At 29.9% G+C, this 17,465-nt stretch carries 19 protein-coding genes; 8 read left to right on the forward strand and 11 right to left on the reverse strand.

Annotation, left to right across the window (positions count from 1 at the left end):
• The first annotated feature begins 390 nt into the window (after nucleotides 1–390).
• Nucleotides 391–1,065 (forward strand): ABC transporter ATP-binding protein, encoded by a 675-nt coding sequence (locus J3E06_RS00005; protein ID WP_048187480.1) that lies wholly within the window; start codon nucleotides 391–393, stop codon nucleotides 1,063–1,065.
• 84 nt (nucleotides 1,066–1,149) lie between these two features.
• Here J3E06_RS00005 and fwdC read toward each other — a convergent pair whose 3' ends face one another.
• From fwdC to J3E06_RS00045, 8 genes are all read right to left on the reverse strand, one after another.
• Nucleotides 1,150–1,980 carry a tungsten-dependent formylmethanofuran dehydrogenase subunit FwdC gene (fwdC, locus tag J3E06_RS00010; protein ID WP_013180260.1) on the reverse strand — a complete coding sequence of 277 codons (831 nt, stop codon included), beginning with the start codon at nucleotides 1,978–1,980 and terminating at the stop codon, nucleotides 1,150–1,152.
• 186 nt (nucleotides 1,981–2,166) lie between these two features.
• On the reverse strand, nucleotides 2,167–3,870 hold the full coding sequence (gene fwdA / locus J3E06_RS00015; protein ID WP_013180261.1) for a tungsten-dependent formylmethanofuran dehydrogenase subunit FwdA: 1,704 nt from the start codon (nucleotides 3,868–3,870) through the stop codon (nucleotides 2,167–2,169).
• Between the two features lie 213 nt (nucleotides 3,871–4,083).
• The gene (fwdD, locus tag J3E06_RS00020) at nucleotides 4,084–4,470 is read right to left on the reverse strand and encodes a tungsten-dependent formylmethanofuran dehydrogenase subunit FwdD (RefSeq protein ID WP_013180262.1); all 387 of its coding nucleotides are present in this window, start codon (nucleotides 4,468–4,470) and stop codon (nucleotides 4,084–4,086) included.
• Nucleotides 4,471–4,721: 251 nt separating this feature from the next.
• Nucleotides 4,722–4,967: a 4Fe-4S binding protein gene (locus J3E06_RS00025; RefSeq protein ID WP_013180263.1), complete on the reverse strand. Its 246-nt coding sequence runs from the start codon at nucleotides 4,965–4,967 to the stop codon at nucleotides 4,722–4,724.
• Nucleotides 4,968–5,033: 66 nt separating this feature from the next.
• Nucleotides 5,034–6,089: a tungsten-dependent formylmethanofuran dehydrogenase subunit FwdF gene (gene fwdF, locus J3E06_RS00030; RefSeq protein WP_013180264.1), complete on the reverse strand. Its 1,056-nt coding sequence runs from the start codon at nucleotides 6,087–6,089 to the stop codon at nucleotides 5,034–5,036.
• A 416-nt stretch (nucleotides 6,090–6,505) separates the two neighbouring features.
• The gene (locus J3E06_RS00035; protein WP_013180265.1) at nucleotides 6,506–6,997 is read right to left on the reverse strand and encodes a 4Fe-4S dicluster domain-containing protein; all 492 of its coding nucleotides are present in this window, start codon (nucleotides 6,995–6,997) and stop codon (nucleotides 6,506–6,508) included.
• Between the two features lie 343 nt (nucleotides 6,998–7,340).
• Nucleotides 7,341–8,015 carry a TIGR02253 family HAD-type hydrolase gene (locus J3E06_RS00040; protein WP_013180266.1) on the reverse strand — a complete coding sequence of 225 codons (675 nt, stop codon included), beginning with the start codon at nucleotides 8,013–8,015 and terminating at the stop codon, nucleotides 7,341–7,343.
• Nucleotides 8,016–8,042: 27 nt separating this feature from the next.
• Nucleotides 8,043–8,327 (reverse strand): energy-converting hydrogenase B subunit P, encoded by a 285-nt coding sequence (locus J3E06_RS00045; RefSeq protein ID WP_013180267.1) that lies wholly within the window; start codon nucleotides 8,325–8,327, stop codon nucleotides 8,043–8,045.
• Between the two features lie 358 nt (nucleotides 8,328–8,685).
• Here J3E06_RS00045 and J3E06_RS00050 point away from each other — a divergent pair, with 358 nt between their 5' ends.
• Nucleotides 8,686–9,129, forward strand: a complete 444-nt coding sequence (locus J3E06_RS00050; protein ID WP_013180268.1) for a DUF1890 domain-containing protein — start codon at nucleotides 8,686–8,688, stop codon at nucleotides 9,127–9,129.
• Nucleotides 9,130–9,222: 93 nt separating this feature from the next.
• On the opposite strand, the gene purS is transcribed toward J3E06_RS00050, so the two are convergent.
• Both purS and purC read right to left on the reverse strand, forming a co-directional pair.
• Complete coding sequence (gene purS / locus J3E06_RS00055) at nucleotides 9,223–9,471, reverse strand: phosphoribosylformylglycinamidine synthase subunit PurS (RefSeq protein ID WP_013180269.1); 249 nt, start codon at nucleotides 9,469–9,471, stop codon at nucleotides 9,223–9,225.
• A gap of 108 nt (nucleotides 9,472–9,579) precedes the next feature.
• On the reverse strand, nucleotides 9,580–10,314 hold the full coding sequence (gene purC, locus J3E06_RS00060; RefSeq protein ID WP_013180270.1) for a phosphoribosylaminoimidazolesuccinocarboxamide synthase: 735 nt from the start codon (nucleotides 10,312–10,314) through the stop codon (nucleotides 9,580–9,582).
• Nucleotides 10,315–10,709: 395 nt separating this feature from the next.
• On the opposite strand from purC, the gene J3E06_RS00065 reads away from it, so the two are divergent.
• From J3E06_RS00065 to J3E06_RS00090, 6 genes are all read left to right on the forward strand, one after another.
• Complete coding sequence (locus J3E06_RS00065; RefSeq protein ID WP_013180271.1) at nucleotides 10,710–10,982, forward strand: ACT domain-containing protein; 273 nt, start codon at nucleotides 10,710–10,712, stop codon at nucleotides 10,980–10,982.
• 293 nt (nucleotides 10,983–11,275) lie between these two features.
• Nucleotides 11,276–12,577 (forward strand): phenylacetate--CoA ligase family protein, encoded by a 1,302-nt coding sequence (locus J3E06_RS00070; RefSeq protein WP_013180272.1) that lies wholly within the window; start codon nucleotides 11,276–11,278, stop codon nucleotides 12,575–12,577.
• Between the two features lie 205 nt (nucleotides 12,578–12,782).
• Nucleotides 12,783–13,208, forward strand: coding sequence for an amino acid-binding protein (locus J3E06_RS00075; RefSeq protein WP_013180273.1), 426 nt, complete (start codon nucleotides 12,783–12,785; stop codon nucleotides 13,206–13,208).
• A 343-nt stretch (nucleotides 13,209–13,551) separates the two neighbouring features.
• Complete coding sequence (cobS, locus tag J3E06_RS00080; protein ID WP_013180274.1) at nucleotides 13,552–14,334, forward strand: adenosylcobinamide-GDP ribazoletransferase; 783 nt, start codon at nucleotides 13,552–13,554, stop codon at nucleotides 14,332–14,334.
• Between the two features lie 64 nt (nucleotides 14,335–14,398).
• Nucleotides 14,399–15,172 (forward strand): coenzyme F420-0:L-glutamate ligase, encoded by a 774-nt coding sequence (locus J3E06_RS00085; RefSeq protein ID WP_013180275.1) that lies wholly within the window; start codon nucleotides 14,399–14,401, stop codon nucleotides 15,170–15,172.
• A gap of 225 nt (nucleotides 15,173–15,397) precedes the next feature.
• On the forward strand, nucleotides 15,398–15,904 hold the full coding sequence (locus J3E06_RS00090; RefSeq protein WP_048187143.1) for an adenylyltransferase/cytidyltransferase family protein: 507 nt from the start codon (nucleotides 15,398–15,400) through the stop codon (nucleotides 15,902–15,904).
• A gap of 647 nt (nucleotides 15,905–16,551) precedes the next feature.
• On the opposite strand, the gene galU is transcribed toward J3E06_RS00090, so the two are convergent.
• Nucleotides 16,552–17,415, reverse strand: a complete 864-nt coding sequence (galU, locus tag J3E06_RS00095; protein ID WP_013180277.1) for a UTP--glucose-1-phosphate uridylyltransferase GalU — start codon at nucleotides 17,413–17,415, stop codon at nucleotides 16,552–16,554.
• Nucleotides 17,416–17,465 lie beyond the last annotated feature (50 nt).

The following is a 17,465-nucleotide window of genomic DNA, read 5'->3' on the forward strand; positions in this document are numbered from 1 at the left end:
TTAGGTTATTATTTTATTAGGTTATTATTTTATTAGGTTATTATTTTATTAGGTTATTATTTTATTAGGTTATTATTTTATTAGGTTATTATTTTATTAGGTTATTATTTTTATCAATAATCAAAACTTATTAAATATATAAAATTCAAAAATAATATATGATTAAAAGTAGGTATAAAATTTTAAAGTGGGATTATGGAAATTGAAGAAAAAGAAAAAGAAAATTTAAAAAATAACGCCAATAATATTAATAATAATTTAAATACCTCGCACGATGGCGAATTACATAGCGAAAGGGAATACTGTAAAAAGATTTTAGACGTAAAATATAACCCATATGAAGGATTTCACCCGGCTACAGAAAAAGATGACAAAGGAAAAAAAGTTTTTATTGATGCTAAAAAAATATGCAGGATATTTGGCACAGACGTAAAAACGAAAGTTCTAAACGATGTAAACCTTAAAATCTATGAAAAAGAATTCGTAATGATATTGGGACCGAGTGGGTGCGGTAAAACTACTTTAATGAATATATTAGGCTTATTAGATACGCCTTCATCAGGCAAATTATACATAAATAACAAATTAACCAGTAATATGGCAGAAAGCGAGAGAGCCGTTTTCAGACGTAAAATAGGCGGATTTATATTTCAACAATTCCATTTAATCAATACTTTGACAGCTTTGCAAAACGTCGAGCTACCGATGGTTTTAGATAATTTAGAAACTGAAACTCGAACTCAAAGAGCAATGCGATTATTAAACTTAGTGGGTTTAAAAGGCAAAGAACACAATAGACCATCTCAATTATCAGGAGGGCAACAGCAAAGGGTTGCAATAGCAAGAGCTTTATCGAACAAACCTAAAATATTATTTGCTGACGAACCTACGGGTAATTTAGATAGTGTCAGTGGTAAACAAGTCATGAAACTTATAAAAGAATTACACGACCAAGGAATAACGGTTATTATGGTCACACACGATAGTACACTTTTAAAATACGCTACAAAGGTTATTAAAATGAAAGATGGACTTATTGAAGAATTATTACAAAGGGATGAATAAATTTAAATTTTAATTTAAAATAAAATAAAATAAAATAAAAAAGATATTATATTTTTATATATGCTTATATTATTGCGATTATTATTAATATACTGGGTCATTATGCTCTACAGATAAGTATAATTGCCCTTTTGGTTTATTATTTACGAAATCACCAATGTATTTGTAGTATGCACCTTTTATTTGGGTTCCTTCGTCTTTTTTAGTTAATTTAATAAGTGGGTCTTCAACGATTCCCTCATATTCGAAAGATGGCAATTTGGATTTTAAAGGACCGTTAATTACAATTGCCCCTTTTAACATTTCTCCGCCCGCTCTTCCTTCAACTTCACCGTTGAGCATAATTATTCCACCATTTTGGTGAACACCCGGCATAATTTTACAGTTTCCATTTATTACAATTAAACCTTTTTTCATATATTCTCCGATTTCGGTTCCTACATTTCCGTTAATTGTAATTTTACCGCCGTTCATTCCTCTCCAGTCGCCCCTATAAGCTGAACCTACGTAATCTTTTGCATTTCCGTTAATTACGATTTCGCCACCTTTTAAGTTTTGACCTACCCAGCACTCTGCATTTCCGTTTACAGTGATTTTACCACTTTTCATTTCAGCTCCGACGTACATACCAGCATCACCATTTACGATGATTTCGCCGCCATCCATTTTTTCGCCGATTCTTTTTAATTTCATTGAAGAGCCATTGATTATAACTTTTAAAGTCGCATCTCCGTCATCATTTTCATTTACAACTACATCACATAATTCATCTACGGAAATTTTTTTATTTCCTTGAGGTAATTGAATTTTTTTGATTTCTTCGATACCCATATCTTGGAGATTTTTAGGCAATAAGCTGTCTAATTCCACAGGCACGTCAATCTCTGCATTAACTGTGAATATAACTTCTTTCATTATTTCACCCGTTTATTTGGTGATTATTTAATAATTTGAATCCATTTTATTATTTTTATTATTTTTATTATTTTATTGGTGTTATTATATTATTTTATTATTTTATTATTGAGTTATTTTAATTTTTATTTTAAGTTATTTAAGTTTAAAAAATTAAATTAGTTGATATTTTAGTATTTTAGTATTTTATTTAATTTCTGTTGCATCGATGTTTATAGGTTCCCATTGATTAGCGTAAGCTTCTTGAACTGGGTAATTCTCGATGTTAACTGAGTAATATTTCTTAAATCTTACTGTTAAATCCTTCATTAATTCAGCTTCTAATTCTTCGTTTATCTTAGCATCTACGTAGATTGTGTTTCCGAATACTTCTTTAACTACATTTCCATCTTTAACTACGATTTCACCGTCTTTAAATGCGTAGCTTGCTTCAAGGAATGCTTTTTCAATCTTTTTACCGTTTTTCTCTTCTGGGTCGATGTCGTAGATTGCGATGTCTGCTCTTGCACCTAAACCTAAGTGTCCCCTATCGTCGCTTAAACCGAGTACTTTTGAAGTATTAGCTCTTGTAATTTTAGCTATTTCGTACATGGTGTACTCTCTGTCTGTATCGGTTATATGGCTCTTTTGAGCTGCCCATTTGTGAACTCTGTTCTCAATCCAGTCTTTTCTGTATTCTTCACTGATTAACCACGCAATAACTCTTGGATATCTGATAAATGGTCCTGCGTTAGGGTGGTCAGTTGTTAAAATAACTTTATCGGAATTAGCGTGTAAGAATAAATCTAAACCGATAGCCCATTGTAATGAGTATACGGGTCCTTTAGGTGAGTAGATAAATGGAACTACACCGGAACCTGTTTCAAGCTCAACATCACAGTTTGCCCATTTTAAACCATTTGTCATATGCAAATCATATTCCATTGGTCCGTCTGCGGTCATTGTGGTTGTTTCGTCAAGTGTAATCTGCCCAATGTCCACCATTAAGTGGTCATTCTTGTTTACATACTCCGCCATTTCTACACCTTTACTTACACAGTCTTTCCAGCTTGTACCGCCGTAAGAGTGGAATTGTAAGTGAGTATTGTAGTAAACTGTGTCCCTTTTACCGAACTTAGGTTTTGCTTTGATATCTTTTACGCATTCCATAGTTTCGAGTGTAGTTTCCCAGTTTCCAGGGTGTCCTAAATTGTTAGGATGTACGTGAATTGAGTGAGGGAGACCTAACATTTCGTTTACTTGCGCTAAACCTCTTACAATGTCTCTTGGAGTAATTCCAAAGTAAGGGATTTCGTCATCTAATCCGTGAACGTTTTTACCCCAACCCCAAGCTTCCGTACCGCCAGGGTTAACGATTTTAATTGCAAATCCTCTTGTAGCTTTCAAAAGCCAAGCTACGTAAGCTGCACACATATTTAAATCGCCAGCTTTTAAGTATTCTAAAACCATCCAGTTATTACCAAATAATGGCATAGCTGCTTTGTCGATTTGTGGCAAGTCGATGAACTCTTCGTGTGTGTGTCTTGCGATTAATGGAGGCATAGCTGCTTCTATAACTGTTGTATATCCCATACCAGAATATTGGTATCCTGTTTTATATGTGGAAGGTACTGAAAACCCAGAACCTTTTCTTAAGCCTTCTCTGTTCCAGATATCTTTTTTACTGTCTTCTGGTCTTAATGTTCTACCCGTATTTACCTTAGCACCTGCAATGTGGCTGTGAGAGTCTACACCGCCCGGCATTACTATTTTATTGTTTGCATCAAGCACAGTAGCGTTGTTAGAAACACTTTCTACAATTCTGCCGTCTTTGACACAGATATCCATTTTTTCGCCGTCTACTTTATTGGTAGGGTCGTATACGGTACCATTTTTAATGATGTATTCCATGAAATCACCCTTGAATATCCATATTTATAATTTTAATATTCTAATTTCTATCAGTATTTAATAATTTAAGGTCATTTAGTTGATATTTTTTGAATTTTTCAATTAGTAATGATATATAACAACATATTAATTTTTAATAAAACCAATTATAATTTATTATAAACTATTACAATCTACTATATTTTAGTATAATTTAGCAATATTTATCAAAAATTACTCAATATATGCTTGTCTCATCAATTCAGTCATCATTAAGACTTTTTTATTGGTTTTTTCAACATCCACCGCAATAGGTCCCTTAAAGGAAGGCATTGCCGTACTTTCAGTATCTGGAAGAACAACTCTGTTTGCCCAAGGTCCCATCGGTATGAATATCATTCCTGCAGGAGCTTCTTCTTTGGTGGTTATTACATTTACAACGACGTTTCCATAGTCTGATATAACTTCAATGGCATCACCGTCTCTAACGCCCAATTTAAGCATATCATTACCGTTCATGTAGCAAACTGCCGCAGCCTTTTTGTAAAGTTCCAAGTTTTTGCCTGCTTCTATGGCTTCACCTTGCCATATGGTTCTACCTGTATTTAGCATGAATTTCATATAATCACCTATTCAGTTAATAACCGTTAATTTATTAACTAAATTCAATTTATGATTTAATTCTAATTTAAATTTTATTTTTTAAGCTTAAATCTTATTTAATAAAGTTTTAGTTGATTAATTAATTATTAATTTTTTTTTGATATTTTATGGATTATGAAATATGTTAATATTAATTTAAGAATTACACCGCTATAATTCAAAAATTAAAATTTTATTTAAGGTATTTTATTATTTTATTATTTTATTATTTATTTCTTGATAATTTCGAGTTCTATTGCATCTACAGGGCAAGCTTCAATACAAGCACCGCAACCACCGCATAATTCCGGTTTTAAAACGGTTACAACCCCATTTTCAATTCTCATTATCAATTTTTCATCACTACTTGGACCTTTGCCACCGAATACATCAGCATCTTGTGCGTTTACAGGACAAGCTACAACACAGTTTCCGCAACCGTGGCATCTTTCAGGGTACACTTTAAGACTGTACATTTAATCACCTTTATGTATTTACGTTTAATATGTTTAAAGAATCTGAAATCAATTTAAAAAATTAAATTAATTCAATAATTTTGAGAATGCTTTTTCCCAAGCTGGCGCTTTTGCATCAGTCATGTTTATTTTTGTTCTCTTAACTTCTAACGCACTTACCGGACAAGCGTGTGTACAAGCTCCGCATAATACACATACATCCTGGTTAACTTCAACTCTCGGAGTAATTTCCCCTTGTACTTTTGATTTAGGGAATACTAACGCATTACATGGGCATACTGAAACACAAGCTCCACAGGCATTACATGCTTTTTCGTTAACAATTAATTCTCCTTCGAAAGGCTTTTGAACTTCGATAGCTTCAGCAGGACAGATGTTAGCACACCATCCGCAAGTCACACATAATTCCTTATCGATGTTTGTTTGTCCTTTAATTTCCTTGTAAAGCTCAGGTTTTGGAATTCTGCTTGCTAATGGACATTTGTAGCAAATTGCTTCAATTGCATCGTGTGGACAAGCTTTTTCACATACTTTACAGTATACACAAGCATCTGTATCTACAACGATTTCTTTGTATGGTTTCAATGATTTAGAGTTTAAATCATTTGGTATTAATTGAATAGCGTCAGCAGGACAGTATTCTGCACAGATACCACATAAAACACACTTGTCATTGAAGTTAATTTCTCCTAAAACAAGTGTTTTTCTTTCTGGGAGCTCTCTTTCAACTTCGATAGCGCATTGTGGACATACGATTTCACATTGCTCACATAAAACACATTTATCTTGGTTTAAAGTGATGTCTCTTTTTATTTTTGGGTATTGTTCCATTTCTTTGATGGATTTGCCGTTGATTGACAAGTTCATTGCATCAAATGGACAAGCACAGGCACACATACCGCATAAAACACATTTTTCGGAGATATCTACTTTATCAGCTTCGATGTCCCCTCTGAAGATAGCACCTAAAGGTCCCATTTCAATAGCTTTTGTTGGGCAAATTTCACTACAAATTCCGCAACCAACACAAACACAATCTTCCCATTTTAAGATTCTGCTTTCCACGCCCTCTCTTTTAATTTGGATGACGCCTTCATTTTGGTCTTTAATAACATTTTTCATTATATGCCTCCATCCATACGTACAATTACAATGAATAACTATTATGAATTATTAACTAAGCATAAATAATAGATATTTAGCTAATTTATCATAATAAAGGTATTAAAATTATATTTGTGGGTTATATAATTCAATAATGATTAGTCAATAATTATTGATTGATATATAAATAATATTTAATTAATAATTAAATGATAGTTAACCGATATCTAATTAATATTTGATTAATATTCATAGAATATCGATATTTTAAAAATATATTAATTTACCGTAGTAATATTGATTAACATTTAAATTATATCCATAAATTTAATATTATTCGTATTTTTATATGTTTATATTTTCATATTTCACATTTCATATTTTCAATGTTTATGAAAATTACAAATCACAACAATGCGGCATCAAATTATATTTTATGGCTGGTCAAAATCCTGAGAAATCAGTTCAAATTTTAATTTTCCAGTACTTTTAAATCGTATTGCTGAAACAGGGCACTCATCAATACAATCACCACATAAAACGCACGCTTGATGGTCTATAGAAATACCGATGTTGTCAGTATTGTTTACAGCACCATAAGGGCACTCTAAACACTTTCCACAACCTATACAAGCATTTGATTTGTAGATTATCGCAATGTCATACAAAGAATTTATTAATTTCTTAGTAAGTTGTTTATTATCACTCAATGAACTTATTATGGGTATACTTAACTCCATTGGTAATTTAACAATCTTTTCAGAAACTTCAATTACTTTTCTGGAGGGATACCTACCGTGCAAATAATGGGAAACGATTGAGCGGTCCATTTCAAGATAGTCGGCAATTTCACGTTGTAATTTACCGTCTTTCCTTAAATTTAGTGCTACTATCGATTTAATCCCTGACAATATATGTTCTGGCATACTTTCATCTCGTGTGAGTCATATACATATAGTCTCGTAGAGTATATAAATAATTGCTCTAAATTCAAGTCGAAAGATATATATAGTAATGTGGGTTAGGCTAACATCCTATTAAGCGTGATTAAAAAATAAAATTTTTAAAATATGAAAATTTTAGGGAGTAAATGTAATTTAAAGAATGATTAACTTAGTTTACTATGTTAACGTATTTTAATTACATATGTTAAAAAGTTATAACTAAAAAGTAATTAAATATTGTCTTAAATTTACTAAAAATTGCTAAAAATTTGCTAAAAAAATATTTTTTTTATAATTTTTATAATTATGTGAGTTAGCCACACGTTTATAATTTTTCTACTATAATGGGTAATTCCGAAAGACTATTTATGGAATAATCTGCAATTGTTTCTTTATTATCACTGTATTTTCCTTTAAATATTCTAACCGTTTTCATACCTAACGATTTAGCAGGTATTATATCCCTATCTTCCCTATCGCCCACATAAACAACTTCTTCAGGCTTTAAATCCATTTTATTTAATCCGTGTTGAAAAAATTCAGGATAGGGCTTCCCAAGTCCAAACTCTTCTGAAGTAATTACTTCATCAAAAAATGGACATATTGACAATCTTATTAATTTTTCCCATTGTTTTAGGGTAACTCCATCTGTTAATATCCCTAATTTCAAACCTTTGCTTTTTAAGTTAATTAAAGAACTTGTTGTATCGGGAAACGGTCGTAATAATGAAAATTTAACATTATGGTAGGTTATAATCCCTGTAGCAATAATTTTTGGGTCGTGATATCCCTTTAAAGCCTTTACTAAATCATTAAAGTGCATACTATAGTTAGAACCCTTTTGTAAGATTATACGATTAAGAACTTTTTCAGCTTCTTCTTCAGACGTGTGCAATCCTGCATCCATCATTGCTTTTAAAGCTTCTTTTCGTGCTCTTCGAGCAAATTCTGAAGAATTATACAGGGTATCGTCAAGGTCAAATAATACGCCTTTAATCACATTTTCACCAAAATTTCTATTTCTTTATTATTGGGTATTTTTAACTTTATTTTGCACCATTTTAAAAATACCTACAAAATCGTCCTCTGTGCTAATTGGAACTATGATTAAGCCTAAATCTTTGTGTCTTTCGACCCATTCATTGTCATAAGCCGGTATATCAATTTTAACAGGCTCATCCAGTGGATTTCCTACGATTACGTTTTGATAAGGGAATGCTTCAGCTTCGCCTTCTTCATAGGGCTGTACAGTTTCTCTGATATAGCCACCCAATGACATAGTTAGTTTGGGTAATAATACCATTTTGGGCATAATTCCACCTGTTTTAAGTTTATTAACTAATATTAACTAATATCGAGTAATTGCGCATATTATAATTACTCTTCTAATAAATAAAAATATATAAAATATGCGATAATATTTCTATAACAGTAAGTATCTTAAATTTAACGTAATTTAATTTAAGTTGTTTAAAATTAATATATTGGTAAGTTATATATTTTTATATAATATTTATAGATTTAGGTGATTCATTTTTTAAAAAAATCTTATAAAAATATTATAAAAATATTATAAAAATATTATAAATTAGTTATTAAAAATTTATATTATAACTTAAAATTAAATTGGAAAATTAAAAACTTAAAACAAATAAAAGACAGGTGAATTTATGAATATTTTGATATTATTGGGTTGCCCAGAACCTCCGTTATTAATTCCATCATTTATGTTTTTATTGAATTTACTCAAAAACAAAGGTCATCAAGTTTACGTAGCGGGAAACCCCTCTGCATTAAAATTAATCGAATCTGCAGACCCCGAACATCACTATTTAAAAGGAGTAGGATTCCAACCAATCGACAATGGGCTAAAAGAAAAATTCGATGTTGATTATATTTTTGGATTAACACATAACGATGCAGGCGTTAATTACATTATTACATACAAAATGGTATACAATAAAGATACTTCCGCTTTAGTATTTGGTACTGGCGATTTAGAAAGTTTATCCAAAATATTAAATGAAAATGGTGTCGAAAATAAAAGTATGCGTGCATTCCATAATCCTACGCCCATAAATGTTATGTTAAAAAGAATATTCAGTGATTTTTAAAAAGTAATATAATTTATATAATTTAAAATAAATTAAAAAAATTAAAAAAATTAAACTTAAAAATGTAAGTAAAAACAATTAAAATTTATTTAATTAGTTTTTTTCCAATTTTATTTCATAATCGTGGATTACAGGATTTGCTAATAATTTATTGCACATTTCTGTTAATCTTTCCATTGCTTTTTCTTCATTTTCTGCGTCGAACTCTAATTCAATACTTTTGAATGATTTAACATCATTTACTTCATTAAATCCTAAAAAGTTTAATGCTTTTAATATTGTTTGTCCTTCAGGGTTTAAAACACCTTTTTTTAATTTAACAGTAATTTCAGCTTTATACAAATTATCACCTTTATTATTAGTATTACTATTAATATTACTATTAGTATTACTATTAGTATTATTCTTTAATATTCTTGTTTTAATTAATTATAGTTAATATATATTCAATTATTCCAATAATCCCATTCTTTTAGCTACTACTTCATATTTTTCAAGAACGTTTCCTAAATCTTTTCTAAATACGTCTTTGTCCATTACGTCATTTGTTTCTTTGTCCCATAATCTCATTGTGTCAGGGCTTATTTCATCTGCTACAACTAATTTACCGTCATTTGTGAGACCGATTTCAATTTTATAATCCACTAATTTTATGCCGATATTGTCAAAGTATTTAACTAAAACGTCATTTACTTTTAAACCGATTTCCTTAATTTCGTTTAATTGTTCAAGTGTAGCAATTTCAAGAGCTAAAGCAATGTCGTAGTTTAACATGGGGTCGCCGTAATCGTCATTTTTATAGTCAAACTGTACAATAGGAGTTTTTAACGTTTTTCCTTCTTCGAATGGGTATCTTCTGCATAAGCTACCTGCGGTTATGTTTCTAACGATTACTTCGATTGGTACGATTTTAACACTTTTAGCGATTGTAGTTGTAGGTTCGATGTATTCGATGAAATGTGTAGGAATTCCTGCTTCTTCAAGGACTCTAAACAATTCTGCTGAAATCAATGCGTTTAAGTATCCTTTTCCACTTTTTACGTCGTGTTTTGCACCATTTCCTGCTGTTATGTCGTCCCTAAATTCAACTAAAACGGTATCGTTGTCAATTTCGTAAATTGATTTAGCTTTTCCAGTATATAATGGTTGTTTTGACTTTATTTGTTCTAAATCGTAAGATGTCATTTTATCACCAGTATTATGATATATTCATATGATTAGTTTATAATAATTAGTTATTGTATTCGATTAATTGGAATTATTTTATATTGTATTCATTATTAATTATATTTTATAATATGGTATCCATTTTTAATATTTAAACCTAATTAAGAATATATTTTATTAGAATATAAATTCATATTTACTTTTCGCCGACCGCCCAGAGGCAGTTGGGCAGAGGCAGTCAAACATAATGTATAAAATATATTTACTTTTCGCCAATCGCCCAGAGGCAGTTGGGCAGAGGCAGTTGGGCATAAGATATAAATTTATATATTATGAATTATTAGTTAAAAGTACATAAAGTATAATTTTATTGATTTAAAAACATAAAATTTGAATGATTAAAAGGTGTTATTATGGAAAACGTTGTTATAACAGTTATTGGATTAGATAAACCTGGTATTGTAGCAGGAATCACAAAAATCATTGCAGACAGCAATTCGAACGTTATTGATATAAAACAAACCATTATGGAAGATTTATTCACTATGATTATGATGATTGACATTGAAAGTTCAAACAAACAATTATCAGAACTCAAAGACGAATTAGAAAAATTAGGGGCAGAAATAAACGTTAAAATTACTGTTCAGCACGAAAACATCTTTAAATATATGCATAGAATTTAATTCTATTATTTTATTTTATTATTATTTTATTATTATTTTATATATTTATTTTTGGAGTTATTCATTTATTTTTTTTAATAATTTTTAGTATTGGGTTTATTTTCAAGTTTTAATGCGCTTATTGTATTATACTACATATTTTTATTATCCTACACAATACTCTTATAAAAATATAAATTATTTATACGATGATAAAATAAATTAAACTAAATTAAAATAAGAAAATGAATAAATCAAAATATTTAAAGTTAAAATTTAAACGTTAAAATTAAAAGTTAGAAATAGGCGATTTTATGATATGGAATAAAACCATCGAATGTATGGAAAGAGAAGAAATGCGAGAACTACAAAGCAAAAGACTTTGCGAGACTGTTAACCGTGTTTATTACAATGTGCCATTTTACAGAAACAAAATGCAAGAGTTGGGTGTATACCCTGAAGACATCGAAAGTATTGATGACATAGTAAAATTACCATTCACTACAAAACAGGATTTAAGAGATAACTACCCTTTTGGAATATTTGCAAGCCCGATGGAGGATATAGTCAGAGTTCACGCATCTTCTGGTACTACGGGTAAACCTACAGTTGTAGGATATACACGTAAAGACATTACCATTTGGTCAGAAATCGTAGCAAGGACCTTGAACTTTGCAGGAGTTTCTAAAGATGATTTCATACAAATTGCATATGGTTATGGTCTTTTTACCGGAGGATTAGGTTTGCACTATGGCGGTGAGAGACTCGGTGCCACAGTTGTACCGATATCTGGAGGAAATACGGAAAAACAGATACAATTGATGCAAGACTTTAAATCAAGTGTAATTGCTTGTACTCCATCTTACGCCCTTTATTTAGCTGAATCTATGCAAGAACGTGGTATCGACCCTAAAAGTTTAAATTTAAAGGTAGGTATTTTCGGAGCTGAGCCTTGGACTGAAGCAATGCGTGAAAAAATAGAGGATAGCTTTGACATTAAAGCATACGATATATACGGATTGAGTGAAGTTATGGGTCCTGGGGTAGCTTGCGAGTGTGAATCGAAAGCTGGTTTACATATTAATGAAGACCATTTCGTACCAGAAATTATTGACCCTAATACACTTGAACAACTCCCTAATGGTCAAAAAGGTGAGTTAGTATTTACAACCATCACAAAAGAGGGTTTACCACTCTTAAGATACAGGACAAGGGATTTAACAAGTCTTAATTATGAAAAATGCGAATGTGGTAGGACACTTGTAAGAATGAACAAATGTACGGGTAGAAGCGATGATATGCTCATTATTAGAGGTGTTAATGTATTCCCATCACAAATTGAGAGTGCTTTGCTCAAAATAAACGAAGTTTTACCTCACTATATGCTTGAAGTGGATAGAGTAAATAACTTAGATGTATTGAATGTTCTTGTAGAAGTAGACCCTGTATTTTTCTCCGACAAGATTAAAGAACTTGAACAACTAAATAAAAGGATTAAAAAAGCAATTGTGGACATAATTGGAATTAACGTAAGTGTAAAATTAGTAGAACCTAAAACACTCGGTAGAAGCGAAGGAAAATCAAAAAGAGTAATTGACAAAAGAATTATTCAATAATAAAATATAATAAAATATTTTGGAGATATAAGCTGTTATTATATACTGAATAATAAATAATTTGAGAATAAATCGAATATTGCTTATATCACAAAATATAAAATAAATAATAAAAATATAAAATAAATAATAAAATAAATGAGTTCATATAGTTCATATAATTAATAATTTTAATAATTTTAATAATTATTCAGTGGTGAAGGTTATGATTGCTAAACAATTGTCTGTATTTTTAGAAAATAAATCTGGTAGATTATACGAAGTAATGGAAATTCTCGAAAAAGAAAATATTAATATCGTAGCTTTGAGTGTTGCAGATACTACAGAGTATGGAATTTTGAGGATGGTAGTTTCAGACCCTGAAAAAGCTTTAAAAGCACTTAAAGATAATTTATTTTCCGTTGGCTTAACAGATATCGTATGTATTTGTATACCAAATGTAGTTGGCTCATTTTCAAAAGCTTCAAGATACCTCTCTGAAGAAGGTATTAGTATTGAATATATGTATGCTTTTGCGTTAAATGACAAAGCATTAGCAGTTTTAAGAACAGAAGACAACGAAAAATGTATTGAAGTACTTACTAACAAAGGTATTGAAGTTGTAAGTTCAGAAAGGTTAAAAAAGATTTAATTACGATATTTTAAAAATTTTAAACATTTATTTTTTATTTTACTTTATTATTTTACTTTATTATTTTACTTTATTATTTTACTTTATTATTTTACTTTATTATTTTACTTTATTATTTTACTTTTTTAGTTTATATTATCATTTAGTATTTTTATGGTTATACTTTATCTTACTTTATCTTACTTTATTTTATTTTATTTTATTTTTATATTTTTAGAATCATTTATAATAATCATTTACATATAGTTTATATTGTTAAAGTATTAAATATAATTAAAATAATTACTAAAAGTAAAATTAATTAAGAGTATAATATTATTAAGATTATTATTGTGTGATACCAATGTTGCAAGAAATCAAAGCATTAATTGCATTTATGACTAAAATACCTATTTCAAATATAACTTGTGGTTTTGAAGATATGGCCAAATATTTTTGGGTTATGCCACTAATCGGGACACTGATAGGAGTTTTTGGAGCTTTAATAGCTTATGGGCTTCATCTTATTGAATTTTCAGCCCCATTAATTGCAAGTATTATAATATTATGTACACTTCTTTACATGCAAGGATTTCATCACGTTGACGGATTGGGGGATTATGGCGATGCTTGGATGGTTATGGGGACTAAAAGAAAAAAATTAGACGTAATGAAAGATGTAAATATTGGTATAGGCGGAATAATGTTCTTACTTTTAGTTGAACTAACGTCGATATTTGCAATAGCACATATTTACAGCACCGTCTCAATTTTTGAATTTATGAAATATATAATACTTGTAGAAACTTGTTCAAGACTTGTATTATTGGCGTGTGCTACTTGTGGTATTCCTGCAACCGAAGGTACTGGTCGCTATTTAGTTAAAAAATCTAATGAAATGTTCTTATTAATAGGTTTATTAACTCCTTTAGCACTTGGTTATCTATTGGGCGCATTTAAAATAGCAATTATGCTTGCCACGGTTTCAGCATTCTTTGGAATGTATTTTGCTTGGAATTCAAACAAGAAACTTGGCTGTGTCACGGGCGATATATTAGGGGCTTCTGTTGAATTAAGTAGAGCTTTACTATTAGTTTTGATTATTGCATTAGCTCCTGCTGTTAAATATGGTATTCTTAACATATAAGTATTAAATGATTAAGTAAACTAATAAAAAAATAGGATTAATAAAAAATTATTTTAGTGGTAGAATGTTAAAAAATTCAGAAATAATCGAAAATGGCATAATTGAAAAAAGAAAAATGGAATTAATTGGTTTAGAAATCCCCTTAATTAAAGGAGGGGAAGATTTAGCGGAAATTATTGTTAAATACTCCCTTGAAAACAATGATATAATTGTAATCGCCGAAACAGTTGTCGCAAAGTCGGAAAACAACGTAATTAACAAAAAGGACGTTGTAGCATCAGAAATAGCAAAAGAAATTGCCAAAAAACTTGACAAAGACCCCGAAGTTGTTCAGATAATATTAAATGAAGCTAATGAAATTGTAAAACTTGGAGATAAGTTTATAATTACCGAGACTAAACACGGTTTTGTTTGTGCAAATAGTGGTGTAGATGAAAGTAATTCTAAAGACCTGGTTAAACCATTACCTGAAAATCCTGATTACAGTGCTAAAAAGATAAGGGAAAGAATTAAAGAATTAACAAATCTTGACGTTGGTGTCATTATTAATGATAGTATGGGTAGACCGTTTAGAAATGGTTCCTGCGGTGTTGCTATTGGCGTAAGTGGTGTCTGTGCATTATGGGACAGAAAAGGTGAAAAAGATTTATTTGGGCGTGAACTAAAAACTACCGAAGTGGGAATCGCTGATGAGTTAGCCGCTGCTGCTTCAGTTGTTATGGGTCAATGCAATGAGGGTATACCCGTAGTTATTGTTAAAAACGCACCTATTCCATTAGAAAATGGTACAGGAAAAGATTTAATTCGAAAAAAAGAGTTCGACGTATTTAGACCATAATAAAATTATTTTATTATTTTATTTTTAGTTTCGACTATTGTAAATTTAAAATATACATTTTATATATCATTGAATATATTATACTGATATACTCAAATTATAAAATTAAAGTTATACGATATTATATCATATTTATATCATATTTATATCATATTTATATCATATCACATAAACGTCTGTAAATTTTATTTTTATGTTAATAACTTTATGATTATCGTGATTATTATGCCTAAAAACGAAAATAACCCCAATATAAAAAATAACAACCATCAAAGTCCTAAAAAAAGAATTGCGTTAACTGCAGGTACTTTTGATTTATTACATCCAGGACACTTTAATACGCTCAACTTTGCCAAAAAACACGCTGATGAGTTAGTAGTTGTTCTTGCTCGAGATGAAACTGTTAAACGTATTAAAGGTAGGAGACCCGTAATACCCGAAGAACAACGTAAAATAATGATAGAAACACTTAAACCAGTTGATAAAGCCATATTAGGAAGTTTAACTGATAAATTAGAACCAATACTTAGTGTAAAACCCGATATCATTGTTTTGGGGCCTGACCAAACCACTTACCAACTCGAAGAGTTAAAAAACCAACTTTTAGAAAGAGGTTTTAAAACAGAAATCGTTAAAGTTGAAGAATATGTGAAATGTCCATTCCATAGTTCATACGATATATTAAAAGAAATCATCAGAAGATGGTGCAATAAAGAAATTGAGTTAAAATAATCATTATAAATTTGTAATTTAATTTAAAACTTATATTTATCTAAATACACTCGACGATAAAACATAATAAAAACTAATTTATACCATAACAAATATATTTATTATCGGGCTGATTGACATAATGTAAATTCCATATAATTATTAAATACACATATTTGGATAAATAGAGATATTTAATACAAGCATATATTAAATATGGTTTATATATTAAATAAATTATTTATCGACACATAATTCAAATATAAATTTAATAAATACTATTATACTATAACTATACTATTTCGGGACAATATAAATATCATATTAGTAAGTGTATATCATACAACTCTTTAAATATGTGAATAACATAACATAACATAAGTTAGACAAGTTTTATATTTGCAATGATTGTGTGTGCAATGATGAGTGCCGACTTCGCGGAGAGTAATACTCGATGAAGACAACGGGGACGACTGAGCACATCTTTTATTGACTTTAAATATCAAAAATAATAGAAATAATACTATTTTGAAAAGATTAAAAAGATTAAAAAAGTTTAAGTTAATTTTATATTATTTTTACGTTAGTTAATATATTTAATATTTAATATTTAATATTTAACATATTCAGTATATTATTAGTAATATTGTTCTAATTTTATTATAAATCTATTTTGTATTAATTTCTTCATCACATAACGATTTTAAATATTCTTTAAATCCAGGTATGTTTTCAATTCCTAACTCAACGTTTGCCTCTAACCATCCTTTTATATCCCCAATATCGTATCTCTTGTAATTTAATTCGATTCCGATAATTTTTTCTTCGGTTAACAAGGTTTTCATTGCGTCTGTTAATTGGATTTCATTTCCACGTCCTGGTTTTGTATTTTTAATGTGTTCAAATATCTTTGGAGATAACAAATAAGCTCCTGTAATGATTAAATTTGATGGAGCTTCTGAAACTGGTGGTTTTTCCACTAAATCGTGAATGTTATAAACCCCTTCTTCGATTTGCCCGCCCTCAATTACACCATATTTTGAAACGTCTTCCATAGGAACTCTTTCGAGTGCTATTACTGAACAACCATATTTTTCGTGTGCATCGATTAGTGCTTTTGCAACATTTTGTGAGTATATTGTATCGCCCACCATTAAAATAGAATACTCATCACCTACAAATTCGCCCCCACAACCTATTGCGTGCCCCAATCCAAGTTGCTTGCCTTGTCTTGTATAGTAAATCGTTGCAAGATTATTAATATCACTGATTGCCTTTAAAGCATCACATTTTGCATCTTTCTTCAATCGTTCTTCAAGTTCAAAATTCTTATCAAAATGGTTTTCTATTGCATATTTGCCCTTTCCAGTAACGATTATTACATCAGATACGCCTGCTTCTGCCAAATCTTCGATTACATACTGGATTATTGGTTTACCCAACACCGGAAGCATCTCTTTGGGTTGTGCTTTTGTAATTGGTAATAATCTTGTACCAAAACCTGCTGCTGGAATTATCGCTTTTTTAACCATTTTTTCCCTCTTTCGTCGCTTAAATATAAATACGCCATTGTATTTTTAAA

The organism is Methanococcus voltae (assembly GCF_024807655.1).
Taxonomy (GTDB): domain Archaea; phylum AGJL01; class Methanococci; order Methanococcales; family Methanococcaceae; genus Methanococcus; species Methanococcus voltae_D.